The organism is Dysgonomonas sp., from assembly GCF_035323175.1.
Lineage (GTDB): Bacteria > Bacteroidota > Bacteroidia > Bacteroidales > Dysgonomonadaceae > Dysgonomonas.
In genome coordinates, this window is the sequence record NZ_DAOKYH010000001.1 from 56,181 (window position 1) to 74,889 (window position 18,709).

Genomic DNA, 18,709 nt, shown 5'->3' on the forward strand with positions numbered 1-18,709 from the left:
AATTTTTGTAATCAACCGCAAAACTGATTGATAGTTGTGTGTTTCGGTGGCATGGTTAGTACCACCGACCTTCAAGGCAAGATTTGCTTGTAACAACTATCAATTGGTTTCTTAGGTTAAATCTTTATTATATTCGATACAAAGGTATACAATAATTTAATATTACAAAGTTTTCTTCACTTCTATTTCTTCAAATGGCTCAATAATGTCGCCAACTTTTATATCATTGTAGTTGTGGATGTTCAAACCGCACTCATATCCCGATGCAACTTCTTTCACATCGTCTTTGAAGCGTTTGAGCGATCCCAGCTCTCCCGAATAGATCACGATACCGTCGCGGATAAGGCGAATCTTGTTTGCACGTTTCAGTTTTCCTTCTTTCACCATACAACCGGCAACTGTTCCCACCTTCGTGATCTTGAACACTTCGCGTACTTCCACATATCCGGTTTGTACTTCTTTGATTTCAGGAGACAACATACCTTCCATCGCCGACTTCACTTCTTCTATAGCATCGTAGATGATAGAATATAGGCGAATTTCAACACCATCCTTATCTGCGGATCTGCGTGCTGCCTGTGACGGACGCACCTGGAACCCGATAACTATAGCGTCTGATGCGGCAGCCAGCGTGATGTCTGATTCCGATATCTGACCTACGGCTTTGTGTATTACATTCACCTGTATCTCTTCTGTCGACAGCCTGATCAGCGAGTCTGCAAGAGCTTCTACCGAACCATCCACGTCACCTTTCACAATCACGTTGAGCTGTTGGAAGTTACCGATAGCAATACGGCGACCTATATCATCGAGCGTAAGTATTTTCTGTGTACGCAGACCTTGTTCGCGTTGTAGCTGTTCACGTTTTGTGGCTATTTCGCGGGCTTCCTGTTCTGTTTCCAGCACATGGAATATATCACCGGCCTGTGGAGCTCCATTAAGACCTAGTATGAGTGCAGGAGCGGCTGGCGCAGCTGCATCTGTAGGTTGGTTACGCTCGTTAAACATTGCTTTTACACGACCGTAATATGTTCCTGCCAATACGATGTCTCCTTTTTTGAGTGTACCGTTTTCTACAAGTACTGTAGACAGGTATCCTCTACCTTTGTCGAGAGACGACTCGATAACCGATCCGGTAGCTCTCCTGTTAGGGTTTGCTTTCAGATCTAGAAGTTCGGCTTCCAATAATACTTTTTCGAGTAGTTCATCTACGCCGAGACCTTGTTTTGCCGAGATATCTTGCGACTGGTATTTTCCACCCCAGTCTTCTACAAGGTAGTTCATTCCTGCCAGTGTTTCCTTTATCTTTTCAGGATTGGCACTTGGCTTGTCTATTTTGTTGATAGCAAACACGATTGGTACGCCTGCCGCTGCTGCGTGGTTTATTGCTTCCACGGTTTGAGGCATGACGCTGTCGTCGGCTGCTACAATGATAATTGCTATATCTGTTACTTTTGCTCCACGTGCACGCATCGCCGTAAAAGCTTCGTGCCCCGGAGTATCGAGGAATGTGATACGTCTTCCCGATTTCAGTTTAACGTTGTATGCCCCGATGTGCTGGGTGATTCCCCCTGCTTCGCCAGCAATCACATTTGTTTGGCGTATGGTATCCAATAACGATGTTTTACCGTGGTCTACGTGTCCCATTACGGTAACGATAGGAGCACGAGGTTCCATATCTTCCGGATTGTCTTCTTCCTCGTTTATTGCTTCCACTACTTCGGCACTTACGTATTCGGTTTCGAATCCGAATTCTTCGGCAACGATATTGATCGTTTCAGCATCTAGTCGTTGGTTGATAGACACCATGATACCGATACTCATACAAGTAGAGATAACTTTTATAACAGGTACATTCATCATGTTGGCGAGGTCGTTGGCGGTTACAAATTCTGTAATCTTCAACACCTTGCTTTCGTGCATCTGTTGTTCGAGTTCCTCCTGTTGTCTTTGAGATACAGCTTCACGCTTCTCTCTTCTATATTTAGCCCCTTTGTTTTTTCCGCCTTTGCTAGTCAAACGCGCCAGGGTTTCTTTTATTTGCTTTTGTACGTCTTCTTCGTTTACGGCATGCTTGATGATAGGCTTGCGTACGCTGCGTTTCGATCTGTCGCCTCCGGCATTTGGCTGTTGTTGTCCGCCACCGCCACCTTGAGGTATAGCTCCTTTCTCGATATCGACTTTTCCTTTTTTGATACGATTGCGTTTTTTCTTCGATGCGTCATCATTGTCATCGTTGATTGCTTTTCGTTTCTTCTCTTCGTCTGTTTCTTTTTTCAACAGGCGAACAGTGTTTTCTTTCACCCTTTTCTGATCTTGCATTTCTTTTTCCAAGCGTTCTTTTTTCTTTTCGGCTTTGGTTTTCTTTGCAGGACGGGTTTTGTCGTTTATCGAACTTAGATCGATAGAGCCTTTTACAACAATGTTTGATTTTATTGTTGCCTTATTCAGCCTGAATATCTTATCTCCCTTTTCTTCTGTTTCCTCATTTGCGGGAGCTGTAGACGTTGGTTGAGGTTTATCCTCTTTTTCTTCGTCTTTCTCAATAATGGCTTTTTCTTCTTTTTGTATAAACACAGGTTCTTCTTTTGGTGTTTTTTCTATAGCCGGTTGCTTTATTTCTTCTTCGGCCTTAGGCTCTTCTTCTTCTTTTTCTACTATAGGAGCCGGGGCTTCTGCTACTTCTATTTCTGGGGCTTTTACTTCAGGAACTTCAACCTTTGGTGCTTCAACAACCGGAGCCTCTACCTCAGGGGCTTGCTCTTCTTGTTTCACTTCTACTCTTTTTGGTCTGTTCAGAGCATCGAGATCAATCTTATCCACAATCTGCACATGCGGCTTAATGGATTCGGGTATCTCTGTTCTGATCACTTCCGGTTCACTTTGAGCTTTGGCTTCTTCCTCTTCTTTCTTAGCCTGAGCTTTGACAAGCTCTTTCTTTTCTTCTCGTCTGCTTAATAGTGCATCGATGTCGGAGTCTCGTCCGAATTCTTTTACCAGCAATTCGTATTGTTCACTGCCAATTTTAGTATTCGGGTTTGATTCTACATCAAAGCCTTTCTTATGTAGGAATTCAACAAGGCTGCTGATTCCTACATTCAAATCTTTGGATATTTTTATTAATCTTATCGACATATATTTTTTTTAATTCTAAAAATAGACAGTGAACCCAATAAATGCTTCTGAAAACAGATGAGGTTGGCTTTCTCCAAATACAAAAGTATTAAGAAATCAGCTAATCACCAAATAAAGCTTAAGCTTCATCATCAAATTCGGCACGTAAAATATTGAGTACTTCGTCTACAGTGTTTTCTTCAAGGTCGGCTTCCTGTATGAGTTTGTCTCTGTCGGTAGCCAACACGTTTTTAGCTGTAACACAACCAATTTTTTTCAACTGATCGATAACCCATCCGTCGATTTCGTCGCGGAATTCGTCTAAGTAGATATCTTCTTCGTCGAAGTCGTCGATGTCGCGGTACACATCTATCGTGTATCCGGTAAGCATACTGGCCAGCTTGATATTGAAACCGCCCTTACCGATAGCAAGTGATACTTCTTCGGGACGCAACAATACTTCTGCACGTTTTTCTTCTTCGTTGATCTTCACCGAAGTTATTTTGGCAGGGCTAAGAGCACGTTGTATATACAGGTTCATATTCGACGTATAGTTGATAATGTCGATATTTTCGTTGCGCAACTCTCTCACGATTCCATGTATACGCGATCCTTTCATACCCACGCAGGCACCCACAGGGTCGATGCGCTCATCGTACGATTCTACGGCTACTTTGGCTCTTTCTCCCGGTATGCGGGCTATGTTTTTTATTGTGATCAGTCCGTCGTTTATTTCAGGAACTTCGAGCTCGAGCAATCTTTCGAGGAATGTCGGTGAAGTTCTTGATAAAATAATCTTCGGATTGTTGTTCTTATTGTCAACTCTTTCTACTACTGCACGAACATGCTCGCCTTTGCGGAAAAAGTCGCTAGGGATCTGCTCTGTTTTAGGTAAAAGAAGTTCTTCTTTTTCGTCATCGAGCAACAAGATTTCTTTTTTCCATATCTGGTAGACTTCACCCGATACGATTTCGCCTATCTTCTCTTTGTAACGGTTATATAAGCTTTCTTTTTGCAGCTCAAGTATTTTGGATGTCAACGTCTGGCGAAGGTTAAGGATGGCACGACGTCCGAAGTCTTCGAAAAACACTTCGTCTGTCACTTCTTCTCCTACCTCAAAGTCTTCGTCTATCTTTTTGGCTTCCGAAAGTGCAATTTCTGTATTATCATCCTCTAATTGATCGTCTTCTACGATGACACGGTTGCGCCATATCTCAAGGTCTCCTTTGTCGGGGTTGATGATTACGTCATAATTATCATTCGACCCAAACAGTTTTGCTATTACATTGCGGAAAGAGTCTTCGAGCACACTGATCATAGTCATTCTGTCTATGCTCTTCAGTTCTTTAAATTCTGAAAATGTATCAATTAGATTGATAGTTTCTTTCTTAGCCATGGTTGTTATTTAAATCTTATTAAATATTTTGTATGTTTTACGTCTTGATAAACAAAAGAGAAATCTTCGTCTACTGCAACTTTCTTTTTCCCTCCATCGGGTTTCACCATTTTGGTAACGGTAATTACAAAAGAATTATCGTCGCACGATTTGAGTACACCCGAAAGTTTTTGTCCTTTCTTCGTCAGCACTTCCACTTCGTTACCAATATTTTTCTTGTACTGGCGTGGTATTTTCAGAGGAGAAGTAATACCTGCCGATCCTACTTCGAGCTCAAAATCTTCTGCATCCCTGTCCAGATGCGATTCTATATTACGGCTCAATGCAATGCAGTCGTCAATGCTTACACCTTCGTCGCTGTCTACTTCTACAACAATAGCATTGCCGGGCTTTACCACTACATCTACAAGAAACATTGTTGTTCCTTTCAGATATTTCTCTGTGATATCTTTAATGAGTTCTTTTTCTATCATCTTTTTACCAAGTAATAAAAAAAGGAAGCCATAGCCTCCTTCTCTCCCTTTTGTATTTCGGATACAAAATTAGGGAATTTTATTTTTTTTTCCAAATTTTGGAAGCGAATATCTTGATCTTAAGATTTTTTATTTATACAGGTTGAGTATATTCCCCGCCAATTTGCTTCCTATTAACGGCTTTTACTCCCTTTATTTTGGCTAAGCGAGCGCATAATGCCTGCAAGTCGTTCACATCGTGAACGTTTACCACGATTCGCCCTTCAAATACGCCATCGTTGGATTCTATGCTCATATTCTTGATATTCAGCGATCCGGCAGTGATCACTTTTGTGATGTCATTGAGCATTCCTATGCGGTCGATACCGTTTATGGTGATGGCCGAAATGAACGGAAATTGTGTATAGCTACCCCATTCGAGGTTTACAATCCTGTTGCCGTGGCTGGCTTTTAACTTGAGTGCTACGGGGCAGTTTATGCTGTGTACTTCTACTTCGTTGTTATCTGTAATATATCCGATTACCTTGTCGCCCGGAATAGGGTTGCAGCAGGTTGGCATTATAAAATTCTTGTTGAAAGAATCTTCTTCGAGGATATATGTTTTTTTAGGATCAATCGGTTCGTTCTCCGATATTTTTGTTTCTGCTTTCCCTATCTTTTTGCCTACATGCAATGCTTGTTTCATGTAGCTGAATATACCATTGTTAGGGTTTTGCCTTTTTAGGGTTAGCAGCTTTTCTATTTTCTGCGGCAGTGCTATTTCTTGGTTGCCGATAGCATAGAAAAGGTCTTCTTTATTCGTTTTCTGATAGTAGTCCATCATTTTGTCGAGGATGGGCTGCGTGATCTCTATCGTTGAACCTTCTGTGCTTTTGTAAAGCATTTCCTCTCCTTGCTTAGCGATGTCCCTTTTCAGTTTTCGCAGAGCATATTCTACCTTTGTGCGGGCTTTGGCAGTAGTAACGATGCTCAGCCATTCCAGCTTAGGAATCTGCGATTTGGATGTAAGTATTTCTACCTGATCTCCGCTTTTTAGCTTTTCACTCAGCGGAACGAGTTTATGATTTACTTTGGCACCGATGCAATGGTCTCCGATGTCGGAGTGCAGATCGTAAGCAAAGTCTAAAGCTGTGGCTCCCTGCGCCAATGTCCTGATTTCACCTTTTGGGGTGAAGACGAATATTTCTTGCGAAAAAAGATTAAGCTTTATTGTATCCAGAAAGTCCAACGCATTGGGGCTTGGGCTTTCCAGTATTTCCTGAATTGTTTTGAGCCACTTGTCTAGCTCGGTATCTTCTTCTATTTTGCCTTCTTTGTATTTCCAATGTGCCGCAAATCCTTTTTCGGCTACATCGTCCATGCGACGGCTACGGATTTGTATTTCTACCCACTGCCCGTCGGGTCCCATTACGGTGAGGTGCAGTGCTTGATAACCGTTGGCTTTAGGGCGGCTAACCCAGTCTCGGATACGATCGGGGCGAAGCTTGTAAATATCTGTTATGACGGAATATATATCCCAACATCGCTTTTTCTCGTCTACACCGAGTTCGTTTTCGAAAATGATACGGACAGCGAATATATCGTATATCTCCTCGAATGGCACACCTTTGGCTTGCATCTTATTCCAGATAGAATACACCGATTTGTCTCGAGCCCTGATTTCGTATTTGAATCCAAGCTCATTCAGTTTTTCTATAACCGGTTGTGCAAAATGCTCGTAGAGGTCTTTTCTGGAGAGGTGTGTTTCTTGAAGTTTGGATGATATTTCCTGATATATTTGTGGGTTTTCCCATTTGAAGCTGAGTTCTTCAAGTTCTGTTTTTATGGCAAATAGTCCTAAGCGATGGGCTAGGGGTGCATAAATAAACATGGTTTCTCCGGCTATCTTGTATTGCTTGGCCGGAGCCATAGACCCCAATGTGCGCATGTTGTGCAGGCGGTCGGCTATCTTGACCAGAATGACACGGATGTCGTCCGACATGGTAAGCAACAGTTTTCTGAAATTCTCGGCCTGTGCCGAAACATTCTCCCCAAACATGCCACTCGATATTTTTGTAAGCCCGTCTACAATCTGAGCTATTTTTTCGCCAAAGAGAACTTTTATATCTTCTACTGTATATTCGGTATCTTCTACCACGTCGTGCAGCAATGCCGCACAGATGGATGTGGAACCCAGCCCTATCTCGCCGCAGACAATGCGTGCGACGGCTATCGGGTGCATAATATATGGCTCTCCCGAACGGCGACGGGCTCCTTTGTGAGCCTCCTTTGCCAGAAGGAAAGCTTTGGTTATAATTTCTACCTTGCGCCTGTGGTTCGTCTTAAGATAATCATCGATCAGACCGTTAAATTCCGACTCGATGGCTAAATCATCATTCGTATGTGTATCCTCTTTACCCATAAATATTCAGTAAGGATACAAAAATAATAAATTCAACGATAATTAACAGCAAGAGTGTTGCAATAAAGTGGTTTTAACAATAATGTTTTATTTCCTTATTAGTTGCCGGCTGTAAGCGTTTCGTCTTTCGTTGGCTGTTGGGCTTTGATATTAGATGCACCTTCGGTTCTGCTGTCGGGAAGAATGATCAATAATCGTTGTCCAACCTTTGCTACATTCGATGACAACTTATTCCAAGTTATGATCTCCTTTTTTGTTACATTATAGCGTGAAGCTATCTGTGTAATGGTTTCTCCAATTCTTACTTTGTGGTATATAATTTTGGATTCGCCTGCCGAGCGGGTTTCTTTAGCAGTAGAGTTGTCATCCTCATCGTCTTCATCGTCTGAAGCTATGCGTACACGAGGAAGTTGAGACTCATCTCGTTCTGTTCCTACTTTTTTCAGGTAGGTATCGAACAGTGATGCTGTAAAGGCTGTGTCGATTTCTACTGTTGGCAATATTGGCTCACTCAGTTTGTTTTGCACAGCTACTTCTTCTTCTACCTCAATATATTTCGTTTTCTGAATCTTTAGTTGCTTACCGGCTATCAGGCTATTGCTTTTTATATTGTTCCATTTTTTTAGCTGAGCCACTGTTGTTCCGTTTTTCTTTGCTATCCCTGCCCAAGTATCACCTCTGCGAACTTTGTAGTATGAGGTTACTGTTTTGGCTTCGGTTTTTTTGATGGTATTTACCGACTTATTGCTAGTGTTGTCCGAGCTTTGGGTATTGGATGCCAATACTGCTTCGCCTGATTGTTGTTCTGCCTTTTGCGGAACTTCACGATATATTTTCAGGCGTCTGCCTACTGTCAGTTTGTTAGACGATAGGCTATTCCATTGTTTTATCTGATTGGATGTTACTCCGTATTTGCTTGCCAGCTTAGATAGTGTGTCTCCTCTTTTTACCCGATAAGTAATTGTTTTGGAGCCCGATGTACCTCCGCCAACTACGTCTAATCCTGCAACCTTGCGGTGCGGCATCAGCTCCTCAAACTTATGAGCATATATTGTATCCTTGTTTTCTATAAATGCAGATACTTTTTGTATTGGCAGGTTCAGTGCATATCCTTTGTATTCGCCGGGTATTATGTCGCTCTTAAACTGAGGGTTGAACTGGCGCAAGTCGTCAACAGATACATTTATTATATCGGCAATTTGCTGGAAGTGCACGTTTTTATTAATCATCAACGAGTCCATCGATGCTGGATTGCTGCACTCTATAGGACAGATATTATGATCGTTGTAATAATTCATTATATACGTGGCAGCAATAAATGCAGGTACATATCCTCTTGTTTCGCGAGGCAGATAAGGGTAGATAGCCCAATAGTCGGTTTGTCCGCCACTGCGTCGTATGGCTTTGTTTACATTTCCGGGTCCGCAATTGTATGCAGCAATTACAAGGTTCCAGTCGCCATAGATAGAGTATAAATCTTTTAGGTATTTGGCTGCGGCATTTGTCGACTTCATCGGGTCGCGGCGTTCGTCTACCAAACTGTTTATCTCCAGATCGTACATCTTTCCGGTACTTGCCATGAATTGCCAAAGTCCTGTTGCTCCTACTCTTGAGCGGGCAATAGGATTGAGTGCTGATTCTATAACGGGCAGATATTTTAGTTCGAGAGGTAATCCTTCACGGTCGAGAGCTTCTTCGAATAGAGGAAAATAAAATTTTCCTTCACCCAGCATGTAGCTCACCTGATTTTTTCTACGTCCGGCATACATTTCTATATAGCTTCTGACTACGGGATTGAATACCATTTCCATCTTAGTGGGCAGGCTGTACAAGCGGCGGATGTAAATCGAATCGTCAAAAACGATTGGCAGGTCGCTTAGCGATTTGCAATCGTCTCCATATTTAACATTCTTACTCCATGTAGACAACAACTGGTCGTAATTTTGCTCCATGTCTGCAGGGAAAACAATCGAATTGTCTGTGATTGTGTCGCGTAATGCGAGAGATTTGCGATTACTTTGCCCGACGACTGCGAGTGAGCAGCCAATAAGAAATCCGGTAAATATAATTTTTCTCAGCATAAGTGTTTTTTTATGATACATAGCAAGGGATAGGAACCCTGCTTAGTTTAAAAATTTATAATACATTGAAGCCCGAAAGCGGCTTTAGAATAGGGTGTCGGTATCCAGATCATGGGTTCAATCCGCATGGATAGATCCGGAGACATATCAAAATCATATAATTGAGCATCGACATACGCGTCGATCATACATAGTGCATATACTCCAACCGAAGCAATAATAGCCAAGTCGCGATTTCTCCTGAAAAAGTCTTTCTGACGCTTAAATCTATCGATCCAAACTTGCTTATTTGCTTGTACATCTTTGTTACTGATAAAGTTCAGATAGCTCGTTCCTGTTCCCAATACCAAGTCTTTATAAGCCTGCGAATACTCGTTGTACCGTGCTCCATTCCATGTTATGGCATAGGTAAGCCCTAATGCGCCTCCATAGATAATGGGTAGTTTCCAGTATTTGCGGTTATAAATTTGCCCTGCTCCGGGAAAGATAGCCGAGTATAAGACTGCCTTCTTAGAGTCAGGCTTAAACTCAGGTTTGCCAATCGTAATTATAGAATCGGCTAATACCACTACAGGTTTTTCGCTTATCAGCGGAGATACGGTATCACTCTTGATAGCGTTTTCTTTTGCTTCCCGCCGTGCATTTTTGAGAATGGTAGAATCGTTTGGAAGTGCCTCCTGAGCATTGCTACTCAGACAAAAGTTCCCTAAAACGCAACACAAACCAATTATTAACCCCTTCCTCATATAGATATTACGGAGAATACTTCGTTTTATTTTTTTAATTGGTCAAAAATAGCTATAATTTTTTCCAGATCTTCTTCCGACTTGAAAGGGATGCTTATTTTCCCTTTTCCTTTTTCGTTGCAAGTCAGTTGAACCTTTGTAGAAAAGAATTTTGATAAATGGTCTTTCAACAATTCAAATTCTTCGGGAGTCGCCTTTTTTATCCCCGCTTTTTTTACGGTTTCTACTGCTTTCTCTTCTTTAAGCAGGTCTTCAAGCTTTTCTCCCTTGCTGATAGCTCTTACGTATTCTTCTACTTTGCGCACCGACAGTCCTTCTTCAAGTATCAGTTCGTATACTTCGAGCTGAGCCGCAGGGTCTTCGAGTGTGACAAGTGTACGGGCGTGTGCCATATCTATCTTCTTGTCTCTGATGCCCATTTGTATTTCAGCTGGAAGCTTCAACAAGCGCAGATAGTTGGCTATTGTTGTCCTTTTCTTTCCTACACGTTCGCTTAGTCGTTCCTGTGTAAGATCATATGTTTCTATCAGATTCTGATATGCCAAAGCTATTTCTATCGAGTTGAGGTCTTCACGCTGGATATTTTCCACAAGGGCCATCTCCATCACATTTTCGTCCTCTGCCGTTTTTATATATGCAGGGATTGTAGTCAGGGAGGCCATGAGTGAAGCTCTGTAGCGACGCTCTCCGGCTATGATCTGATATGAGTCTTCGTTTATTTTTCGTAAAGTAATTGGCTGTATAACACCTATCTGCCGAATAGAAGATGCAAGCTCTTGTAATGCTTCGTCATCAAAAATACGTCTTGGCTGATCGGGATTAGCCTGTATTTTCGATAATTCTATTTCGTTGATAGAGGAAGAGCCTTCGGTCTTTACTTCGTCAATGGCAATCAGTGCATCGAGTCCTCTTCCTAAAACCATTTTTTTAGCCATAATTGTTAGTTATATATTCTACAGAAAAACAAAGTTAAGAATTTTTCTCAATAAGCTCTTGCGCCAGCTGCATATGATTGATCGCTCCTTTGGATGCTGCATCATATACCAATACCGGCTGAGCGAAACTTTGCGATTCGCTGAGCTTGATATTTCGCTGTATAACGGTAGTAAATACCAAGTCTTGGAAGTGGTTTTTCACCTCTTCATATATTTGGTTTGCCAAACGTAAACGGGCATCGTACATCGTGAGAAGGAATCCTTCTATTTCTAATGCCGGGTTTAGCTTGTTCTTTATTATCTTTATTGTATTCAGTAATTTGCTGATTCCTTCGAGGGCGAAATATTCGCACTGCACGGGTATGATGATAGAGTCTGCCGCTGTAAGTGCGTTTACTGTAATCAGCCCCAATGACGGAGAGCAGTCGATGAGTATAAAATCATAATCGGTCTTCATGGGAACTAACACTGCCGCCAGTTGTTTTTCCCTGTTTTCTATATTCAGCATTTCCAGTTCGGCTCCTACCAGATTGATGTGCGAAGGCAGTACATCAAGGCGTTCTATATCGGTCTTTACGATTGCATCTTTGGGCAATGCTGTACCGATAAGGCATTCATAGATCGTTTTGTTTACTTTCTTTATGTCTACCCCAAGTCCGGAAGATGCATTTGCTTGAGGGTCGGCGTCTACTACCAGTACCTTTTTTTCGAGTGCTGCCAACGATGCCGCCAAGTTGATTGTGGTGGTGGTTTTTCCTACGCCACCCTTTTGATTAGCTAATGCTATAATTTTACCCATAGAGAAAGTTAATAATAAAATTTCCGAGGACAAATTAAATAAATAAAAATAGGATTTAGAAGTTAAATATGTGTAACAAGATATTTTTTGTTGAAAAGTCAGGCAGATTGTTAATAAAAGCCGAGCGCATTTATCTGCTTGTACACCAAAAGCTATGAATTAACAGCCAATAGTTTTTCCACGCTTTTCAGCCAGCCTTGATAGTCGAATCGGGCAACAGCCTTGTCGAGGTCTGCACTGTATTTAACGGACAGGGTAGGGTTGTCCAAAACCATCTTCATGCCCTGATAAACCCCTTCGGTACTATTCTCTACAAGGATGCCGTATTTGCCTCCGTCTACAATGTCGCCGGGGCCTCCGCAGTTGGTTGTTATCACAGGTGTTTTTAGTGCCATCGATTCGAGTAAGGCGAGTGAAAAGCTTTCTCTCTCTGATACACATAGCGACCACTTGCATTGTAATATATAAGGAAAAGGATTGTCGATGCGTCCTTTCAGCGTGATTGTGTCCTGCAGGTGTGATATTGCAATAGAATCTTGCATCGATTGGCTATCCATGCCTTCGCCTATTATATATATATGGAAATCATACCCTTCTTCTTTTAACCTCCTTGCTGCACTAATCAGTCTGTCGGTGCGCTTTTCGGGAGAAGTGCGTGTCAGTAATATGAAGTTAGTTTGTCCTTGCGGCAGGGTTTTTATCGTTTGTTTCGATTTTTCTATCGCTTTTGTAAGGTCTATAGCGTTGTATAATACCCGTATGTCCTGATTGGGACTTGTTCCGTTGTGCAACACCGAGAGGTATGCGTTTCTGGCTGCATCCGATACGCATATTATTTTATCGAAATGGTTGTATGACGCTTGTACAAGCTTTAATTGCTTCTTGTTGAGCCATACGGAAAATTTATCTCGCAAAGAACCTGTTTCGTATATGCGTTTATATAAAATATTGTGTATCCATAAAATTTTAGGTAATTGCATCTTGCTGAATATACGAGCAAAGAATGTTTCTTTGAAACAAACGATCTGGTCGTAGTCAGATTCTTTTATGCCTTTCCATTTCGCAAACAAGCGGGGAAAGAATACCATAAAATTCTCTCCCAACTTTCTTTTCAGGTGCGATGTATTCTCTTTGTATATATACTTTATAGTAATGGATTGTGATATTTCTTCGATCAATATATTCTTCTCCGAAGGCATTGGCAAAAGAAGCGTGATCACGCAGCCTTTACCTGCCAGATGATTGAGCAGACTCACCAATAACTTTTCGGTTCCGCCTGTTTCCATGCCATCGTTGAAGAATAAAATACGTTTCATCTAAGAAATTATTTTAGCTACAGCTTCTACCCAATGCGGCTCACTGTTGAGGCAAGGGATATATGTAAGGTCTGTACCTCCTTGTTTTAGGAACAGTTCTTTTGTTCTTATATCTATATCGTATAATGTTTCCAGATTGTCGGCAGCAAAGCCCGGAGCAACCACCAGCAGTTTCTTCTGACCTTCTTCTGCCAGTTCTTTTACTATTTCATCCAAGTCGGGGCCCAGCCATTTCTTTCCCATCGCCGAGTGGTAGGTTTGGCGGGTTTTCTTGGTGTCTATACCCAGCTCCTTGATCACAAGCCTCACCGTTTCTTTGGTTTGATATACGTAGTCGAATTCTTTCCCTTTCTTCCAGCCTTCTTCTACATGGTCGAGCGGCAGGCTGTGGAAGCTGAAAATAATTTTGTCGTATTCTTTTTCGATATATGGTCGTATACTTTCGGCTAAAGCTGAAATATAGGCAGGATGATTGAAGTACGGCTCTATAAATTTTAGTCTGAAAGGGTATGGACGTTTAAAAAACTCTTTGCCAACCTGATCTACCGCTGTCTTGTACGATGATTCTGCATACTGTGGGAACAGAGGGAACACAACCACCTCGTGCAATCGGTTATTCTTGCTCATCAGGTAATCGAGTGCGGCAGTCGTATCGGGCTGTCCGTATCTCATGGCGGGTTCGGTGGGGAGGCCTGTGAGCTCTTCCAGCTTTTCGGACAATTGTTTTGCCTGATGTATCAATGGTGAGTCGTCGAGCGAATTGTCCCAGATGAGTTCATAATGCGCTGTAGAGCTGAACTGACGGAGCGGAATAATAATTCCGTTGACCAAGATAGGTCGAAACCAATCGGGAACGGTCATCACATAGGGGTCTGAAAGCATCGATCGGATAAAGAATTTTACATCTTTTCGTTCACATGTTTTCGGACTCCCTGTATTTACTATTAATACTCCTCTCATTTTTCTTCTAAAAAAGACACCATACACTCCCGGAAAGGAAAATATGGTGTCGCGTTATTATATAAATATCTTATAAACTAACTATACATATGTTTCCAAAAGTAGGACATTGCCTTCGGGGCTGATGCTTACGCTTTGTGTGTCGGCAGGGATAAGGATTGTTTCGCCTTGCTTCACACTCAGGTCGTTGCCTTTATTGTCTCGTATATTGCAAGCACCTCCCATACAAATATAAGCAACAAATGAGTCATTGTTACTATAGTCTCTTGTAATATCTTTGGTAAGCTCAAGCAGATTGGTTGTGAAATATCTGCACGATTCCAATTCTACAGGTTGATTTTCCTTGCGTGTGTATGCTGTTTGGTAGCTGTCGTACAATTTATAATCGATAGCATCTTTTGCCAATTCGGTATGCAGTTCGCGTCCGTTACCGTTGGCATCTTTACGGTTGTAGTCGTAGATGCGGTATGTGATGTTCGATGTTTGTTGTATTTCGGCGATGAATGTTCCCGCACCGATTGCATGAACACGTCCGGCAGGCAAGAAGAATACATCTCCTTTTTTAACGTCATGTTTTGCAAGGTAATCTACAAATGTATTGTCTTCAATGCTTTTTACATATCCATCGGGAGTTATTTCTTTTTCGAATCCTGAATATAGGAATGCGCCCGGAGCAGCATTGATAACATACCACATTTCGGTTTTCCCGAAAGAGTTGTGTCTTTTCTTTGCCAATTCATCGTCTGGGTGTACTTGTATCGACAGATTGTCGCGTGCATCTATAAACTTGATAAGCAAAGGGAATGTAGTGCCGAACGTTTCGAAATTCTTCTTTCCGAGCAACTGCTCTTTGTATGTAGAAATAATTTCGTCGAGGCTTTTGTTTTCCAACGCACCGTTGGCCACTACCGAAACGTTGCCTTCCACGCTTGATATTTCCCAGCTTTCGCCGATCCCTTCCTGAAGCGGGCTTACGTTTTTAAACTTACATATTTCGTCTCCCCCCCAGATGATGGATTTGAGGATAGGTTTAAATTTTAATGGGTATAAACTCATTTGGTTGAAAATTTATTTTTGTGATTACACGGAATATCCGTGATTGCGATTAATCTATTTTCGTGATTTCCGATCAGTATGCTTACGTTTATTGTATGCTTTTCAAGAAATCAGAACAAAAATAGTCAATCTTTTTATTATTATCCGTTATTATTTAATTTACCTAAATAAGTGTAATCTTTATTTATAAAAATTTAATATATTCGTAGAAACTTACTAAGCACACAAACTTACAGTTACACGATAATAGAGTACACTATGAATTTTATTTTTGGAACAAGGGGAACGTCTGCTTCTCCTATTCACACAGGACAGTCATGCCCTGCATGTGGTAAGGAAGATTCTATTCTGATGATGCCATATCAGCGTTATTTTCATCTGCTTCGGATTCCTTTATTTCCCACAACTAAACACTTCATTCCTGTTTGTTGTTCATGCGAAACATCGTTTACTATTCAACAATTTCCCGTGACGGACGAAATTCGCAATCGGTTTAGAACTCCTCGGTGGATATTCATTATGCCATCTGTGCTCGCACTACTAGTCATCTTTATTCTTGTATGGGTTGTAATAAACGCTATATCCGGCGAAGTGGATATAAAAGACAAAGTAGAGAATCCACAGGTCGGTGACGTTTACTATGTGAGGTACGACAAAAATGAATATAGCCTGATGAAGGTTGCGTCATTTACGGTCGATTCTATTTATTTTTATTTATCTCCCGGTAGAGCCGAAGATAGAGGGCTGGATATGCTGCCCGGAGTTGATGTTTATGATACAATCTTAAAGAAGGGTTTTTCGAAGAATGAACTGAAATATAATTCGGTGAAAGAAGTGGTAATATTGAAGATTGAAAGATGAAAATTGCCTTAAAGGTATACTCCTTCTTCCTTTAAGGCAACTTGTTTTATCTGATAGCTAGTCTATTTTTCTCAGAACAAAAGCCGTACGTGCAGGTATATACAACTTGAGCCAGCCTTTTCCGTCTTTGTGGTATAGCTCGTCATGTATAGTGAAGTGTTCTATACTGTCGTCCGTCAGGCCATTACCTCCAAAAGCGAGAGAGTCGGTATCGAGCACCACCTGATATTTTCCTTCGGGAGCAAGGAATCCATAGTCGTAGAACGATTGGCTCGGGTTGAAACTGAAAACAAATATCAGATTGCCACGCATGTAGGCGAGCACCTGATCTTCGTCCTTATCCCACAATCTTATAATAGGTGTTTGCTCAAATTTTTTTTCCGATTTTAGAAGCGAAAGCATGGCTTTATCAAAGTCGCCCAAATAATGATAGCGCAGGTCTTTGTTGTCTGCCAGCCACCATTGTCTGCGGGCATACTTGTGCGACCACCCATTGCCCTCGCGAGGGAAGTCTACCCATTCGGGATGCCCGAATTCGTTACCCATAAAGTTGAGGTAGCCGCCATTGATTGTTGAGGCGGTTGCAAGGCGTATCATTTTATGCAGCGCTATCCCTCTGTCGGTGGCATACGAGCTGCCGTAATGCTTCGACATATACCAATACATATCAGAGTCTATAAGCCTGAATATTATTGTTTTGTCGCCTACCAATGCTTGGTCGTGGCTCTCGGCATAAGAGATTGTTTTCTCTTCCTCACGGCGATTTGTCAGTTCCCAGAATATGCTTGTAGGATGCCAGTCTTCGTCTTTTCGCTCTTTGATGATTTTTATCCAGTAGTCGGGTATGTTCATCGCCATGCGGTAGTCGAAGCCGTATCCGCCGTCTTTTATCTTTGTAGCCAGCCCCGGCATGCCGCTTACTTCTTCTGCTATGGTAATGGCGTTTGGACGTACTTCGTGGATTAGCTTGTTTGCCAATGTAAGGTAGCAAATGGCATCGTCGTCTTCGTTGCCGTTGTAGTAGTCCTCATAGCCGCTAAAGTTATCTCCCAGTCCGTGCGAGTAATAAAGCATAGAGGTGACGCCATCGAAACGGAATCCGTCGAAGTTGTATTCCTCGAGCCAAAACTTACAGTTGGAAAGCAGGAAGTGTATTACCTGACTTTTTCCATAGTCGAAAATCAATGAATCCCAAGCCGGATGTTCGCGCCTGCTGCCTCCATGAAAATATTGGGTGTAAGATCCATCGAATCGTCCCAGTCCTTCTTTTTCATTTTTTACGGCATGTGAGTGTACGATATCCATAATCACGGCTATACCCATCGCATGCGCATCGTCTATCAGGTGCTTTAGTTCGTCGGGTGTGCCAAAGCGTGAAGATGCCGCAAAAAAGCTGGAGACGTGATATCCGAACGAGCCGTAATACGGATGCTCCTGTATTGCCATTATCTGGATAGCATTATAGCCGTCTTCTTTGATACGGGGAAGCACATTTATTCTGAACTCTTCGTATGTACCCACTCTTTCGTCTTCTACAGCCATCCCTATATGGCATTCGTAAATCAAAAGGGGGTTCGTGTTGGGCTTAAATTTTTTTGTGCGAAACTCATAAGGCAGAAACGGGTCCCACACCTGTGCGCTGAATATATGAGTATGATGGTCTTGTACTACCCTGGTTGTCCATGCGGGGATACGTTCGCCCTCGCCACCATTCCAACATACAATAAGTTTGTACAGGTCGTGGTGTTTTATTTTGTCCAGAGGCAGTTCTATTTGCCACTCACCGTTACCGTTTGGTTGCAGTCTGAATTCTTCAGTTTTTTGCCAGCCGTTGAAATCGCCTATCATATAGATCGCGGTTGCATTCGGGGCCCATTCTCTGAATATCCACGACTTTTCTGTTTTGTGAAGCCCAAAATACAGGTGTCCTGAGGCAAATTCAGAAAGAGTGATCTTTCCGTTGCAGGTAAGGTCGGCCTCTCTTTTCTGAATATATTCATAACGGCCTTCTATCGCTGCTGCATAAGGTTCTAACCAAGGGTCGTTTTTAATGAGTTTAAGCATGTCTGTCAATTGTTAATTACAGTTCGTCTCCCAAAGTGGGGGAGGAACTTATATTTTTATTTTTACCACTACTTTTCTTACCTGTCCTTCGCCTATGCAAGGGGCATGCCCATCTTCGGGGAAGAATATAAGAAAGTTGCCGGGTAAGACTGTTATCTGTGTTTCAACTTTGTCGTCAAAGAACTGAATGTCTTTTTCTTCATCAAAGTTGCCAATAGGATGCGTCAGGTCTTGGCGAGCTTTCCACCCAAAGGTTTCAGGCCTGCTTATTGGCAGTTGTATATCTATATATTTGTTATGTGCCTCCGGCTTCGCATTGTCGGCGGCTCTCAGGTCGCTGTCGCTTACCATTACAAAAAGGTCTTTGCCTTTCAGCTCTGTTTTAGTCGGTTCGGCTTTCGAGAAATCAATTGATTTCAGATAGTCGAATGCCTGTTTAAACAGCGGGTGTAGATGTTCGTATTTTCCTGAGTTTTCTAATTTGTCTAATATCATTTTTATTTCTTC

Annotated in this window: 13 protein-coding genes and 1 pseudogene; 1 reads left to right on the top strand and 13 read right to left on the bottom strand. The window is 42.0% G+C overall.

Annotation, left to right across the window (positions count from 1 at the left end; translation table 11 throughout):
- Positions 1-162: 162 nt before the first annotated feature.
- From infB to PKC55_RS00270, 11 genes and pseudogenes are all read right to left on the bottom strand, one after another.
- Positions 163-3,135, bottom strand: a complete 2,973-nt coding sequence (infB, locus tag PKC55_RS00220; RefSeq protein ID WP_291127659.1) for a translation initiation factor IF-2 — start codon at positions 3,133-3,135, stop codon at positions 163-165.
- A 118-nt stretch (positions 3,136-3,253) separates the two neighbouring features.
- Positions 3,254-4,510 carry a transcription termination factor NusA gene (gene nusA, locus PKC55_RS00225; protein WP_135104724.1) on the bottom strand — a complete coding sequence of 419 codons (1,257 nt, stop codon included), beginning with the start codon at positions 4,508-4,510 and terminating at the stop codon, positions 3,254-3,256.
- A gap of 5 nt (positions 4,511-4,515) precedes the next feature.
- Positions 4,516-4,983: a ribosome assembly cofactor RimP gene (rimP, locus tag PKC55_RS00230; protein ID WP_291127656.1), complete on the bottom strand. Its 468-nt coding sequence runs from the start codon at positions 4,981-4,983 to the stop codon at positions 4,516-4,518.
- A 133-nt stretch (positions 4,984-5,116) separates the two neighbouring features.
- Positions 5,117-7,384 (bottom strand): RelA/SpoT family protein, encoded by a 2,268-nt coding sequence (locus PKC55_RS00235; protein ID WP_135104726.1) that lies wholly within the window; start codon positions 7,382-7,384, stop codon positions 5,117-5,119.
- A gap of 824 nt (positions 7,385-8,208) precedes the next feature.
- Positions 8,209-9,486, bottom strand: a pseudogene (locus PKC55_RS18165) (LysM peptidoglycan-binding domain-containing protein); the annotation flags it as partial.
- Positions 9,487-9,512: 26 nt separating this feature from the next.
- On the bottom strand, positions 9,513-10,211 hold the full coding sequence (locus PKC55_RS00245; RefSeq protein ID WP_135104728.1) for a DUF5683 domain-containing protein: 699 nt from the start codon (positions 10,209-10,211) through the stop codon (positions 9,513-9,515).
- 26 nt (positions 10,212-10,237) lie between these two features.
- On the bottom strand, positions 10,238-11,146 hold the full coding sequence (locus tag PKC55_RS00250; RefSeq protein ID WP_135104729.1) for a ParB/RepB/Spo0J family partition protein: 909 nt from the start codon (positions 11,144-11,146) through the stop codon (positions 10,238-10,240).
- A gap of 34 nt (positions 11,147-11,180) precedes the next feature.
- The gene (locus PKC55_RS00255) at positions 11,181-11,945 is read right to left on the bottom strand and encodes a ParA family protein (RefSeq protein WP_291127645.1); all 765 of its coding nucleotides are present in this window, start codon (positions 11,943-11,945) and stop codon (positions 11,181-11,183) included.
- 152 nt (positions 11,946-12,097) lie between these two features.
- Complete coding sequence (locus PKC55_RS00260) at positions 12,098-13,261, bottom strand: glycosyltransferase (protein WP_324371363.1); 1,164 nt, start codon at positions 13,259-13,261, stop codon at positions 12,098-12,100.
- Positions 13,262-14,221 (bottom strand): ferrochelatase, encoded by a 960-nt coding sequence (gene hemH, locus PKC55_RS00265; RefSeq protein ID WP_135104732.1) that lies wholly within the window; start codon positions 14,219-14,221, stop codon positions 13,262-13,264. It abuts the gene before it with no gap.
- A gap of 81 nt (positions 14,222-14,302) precedes the next feature.
- A complete protein-coding gene (locus tag PKC55_RS00270) occupies positions 14,303-15,277 on the bottom strand; it encodes a type I phosphomannose isomerase catalytic subunit (protein ID WP_291126422.1) in 975 nt (324 codons plus the stop codon).
- Between the two features lie 258 nt (positions 15,278-15,535).
- On the opposite strand from PKC55_RS00270, the gene PKC55_RS00275 reads away from it, so the two are divergent.
- Positions 15,536-16,138, top strand: a complete 603-nt coding sequence (locus tag PKC55_RS00275; RefSeq protein WP_291126424.1) for a hypothetical protein — start codon at positions 15,536-15,538, stop codon at positions 16,136-16,138.
- 57 nt (positions 16,139-16,195) lie between these two features.
- On the opposite strand, the gene PKC55_RS00280 is transcribed toward PKC55_RS00275, so the two are convergent.
- Entirely contained in the window at positions 16,196-18,202 is a 2,007-nt protein-coding gene (locus PKC55_RS00280) for an alpha amylase C-terminal domain-containing protein (protein ID WP_291126426.1), read from the bottom strand.
- A 48-nt stretch (positions 18,203-18,250) separates the two neighbouring features.
- Positions 18,251-18,697 (bottom strand): NanQ anomerase/TabA/YiaL family protein, encoded by a 447-nt coding sequence (locus PKC55_RS00285; RefSeq protein ID WP_324371368.1) that lies wholly within the window; start codon positions 18,695-18,697, stop codon positions 18,251-18,253.
- Positions 18,698-18,709: the final 12 nt, after the last annotated feature.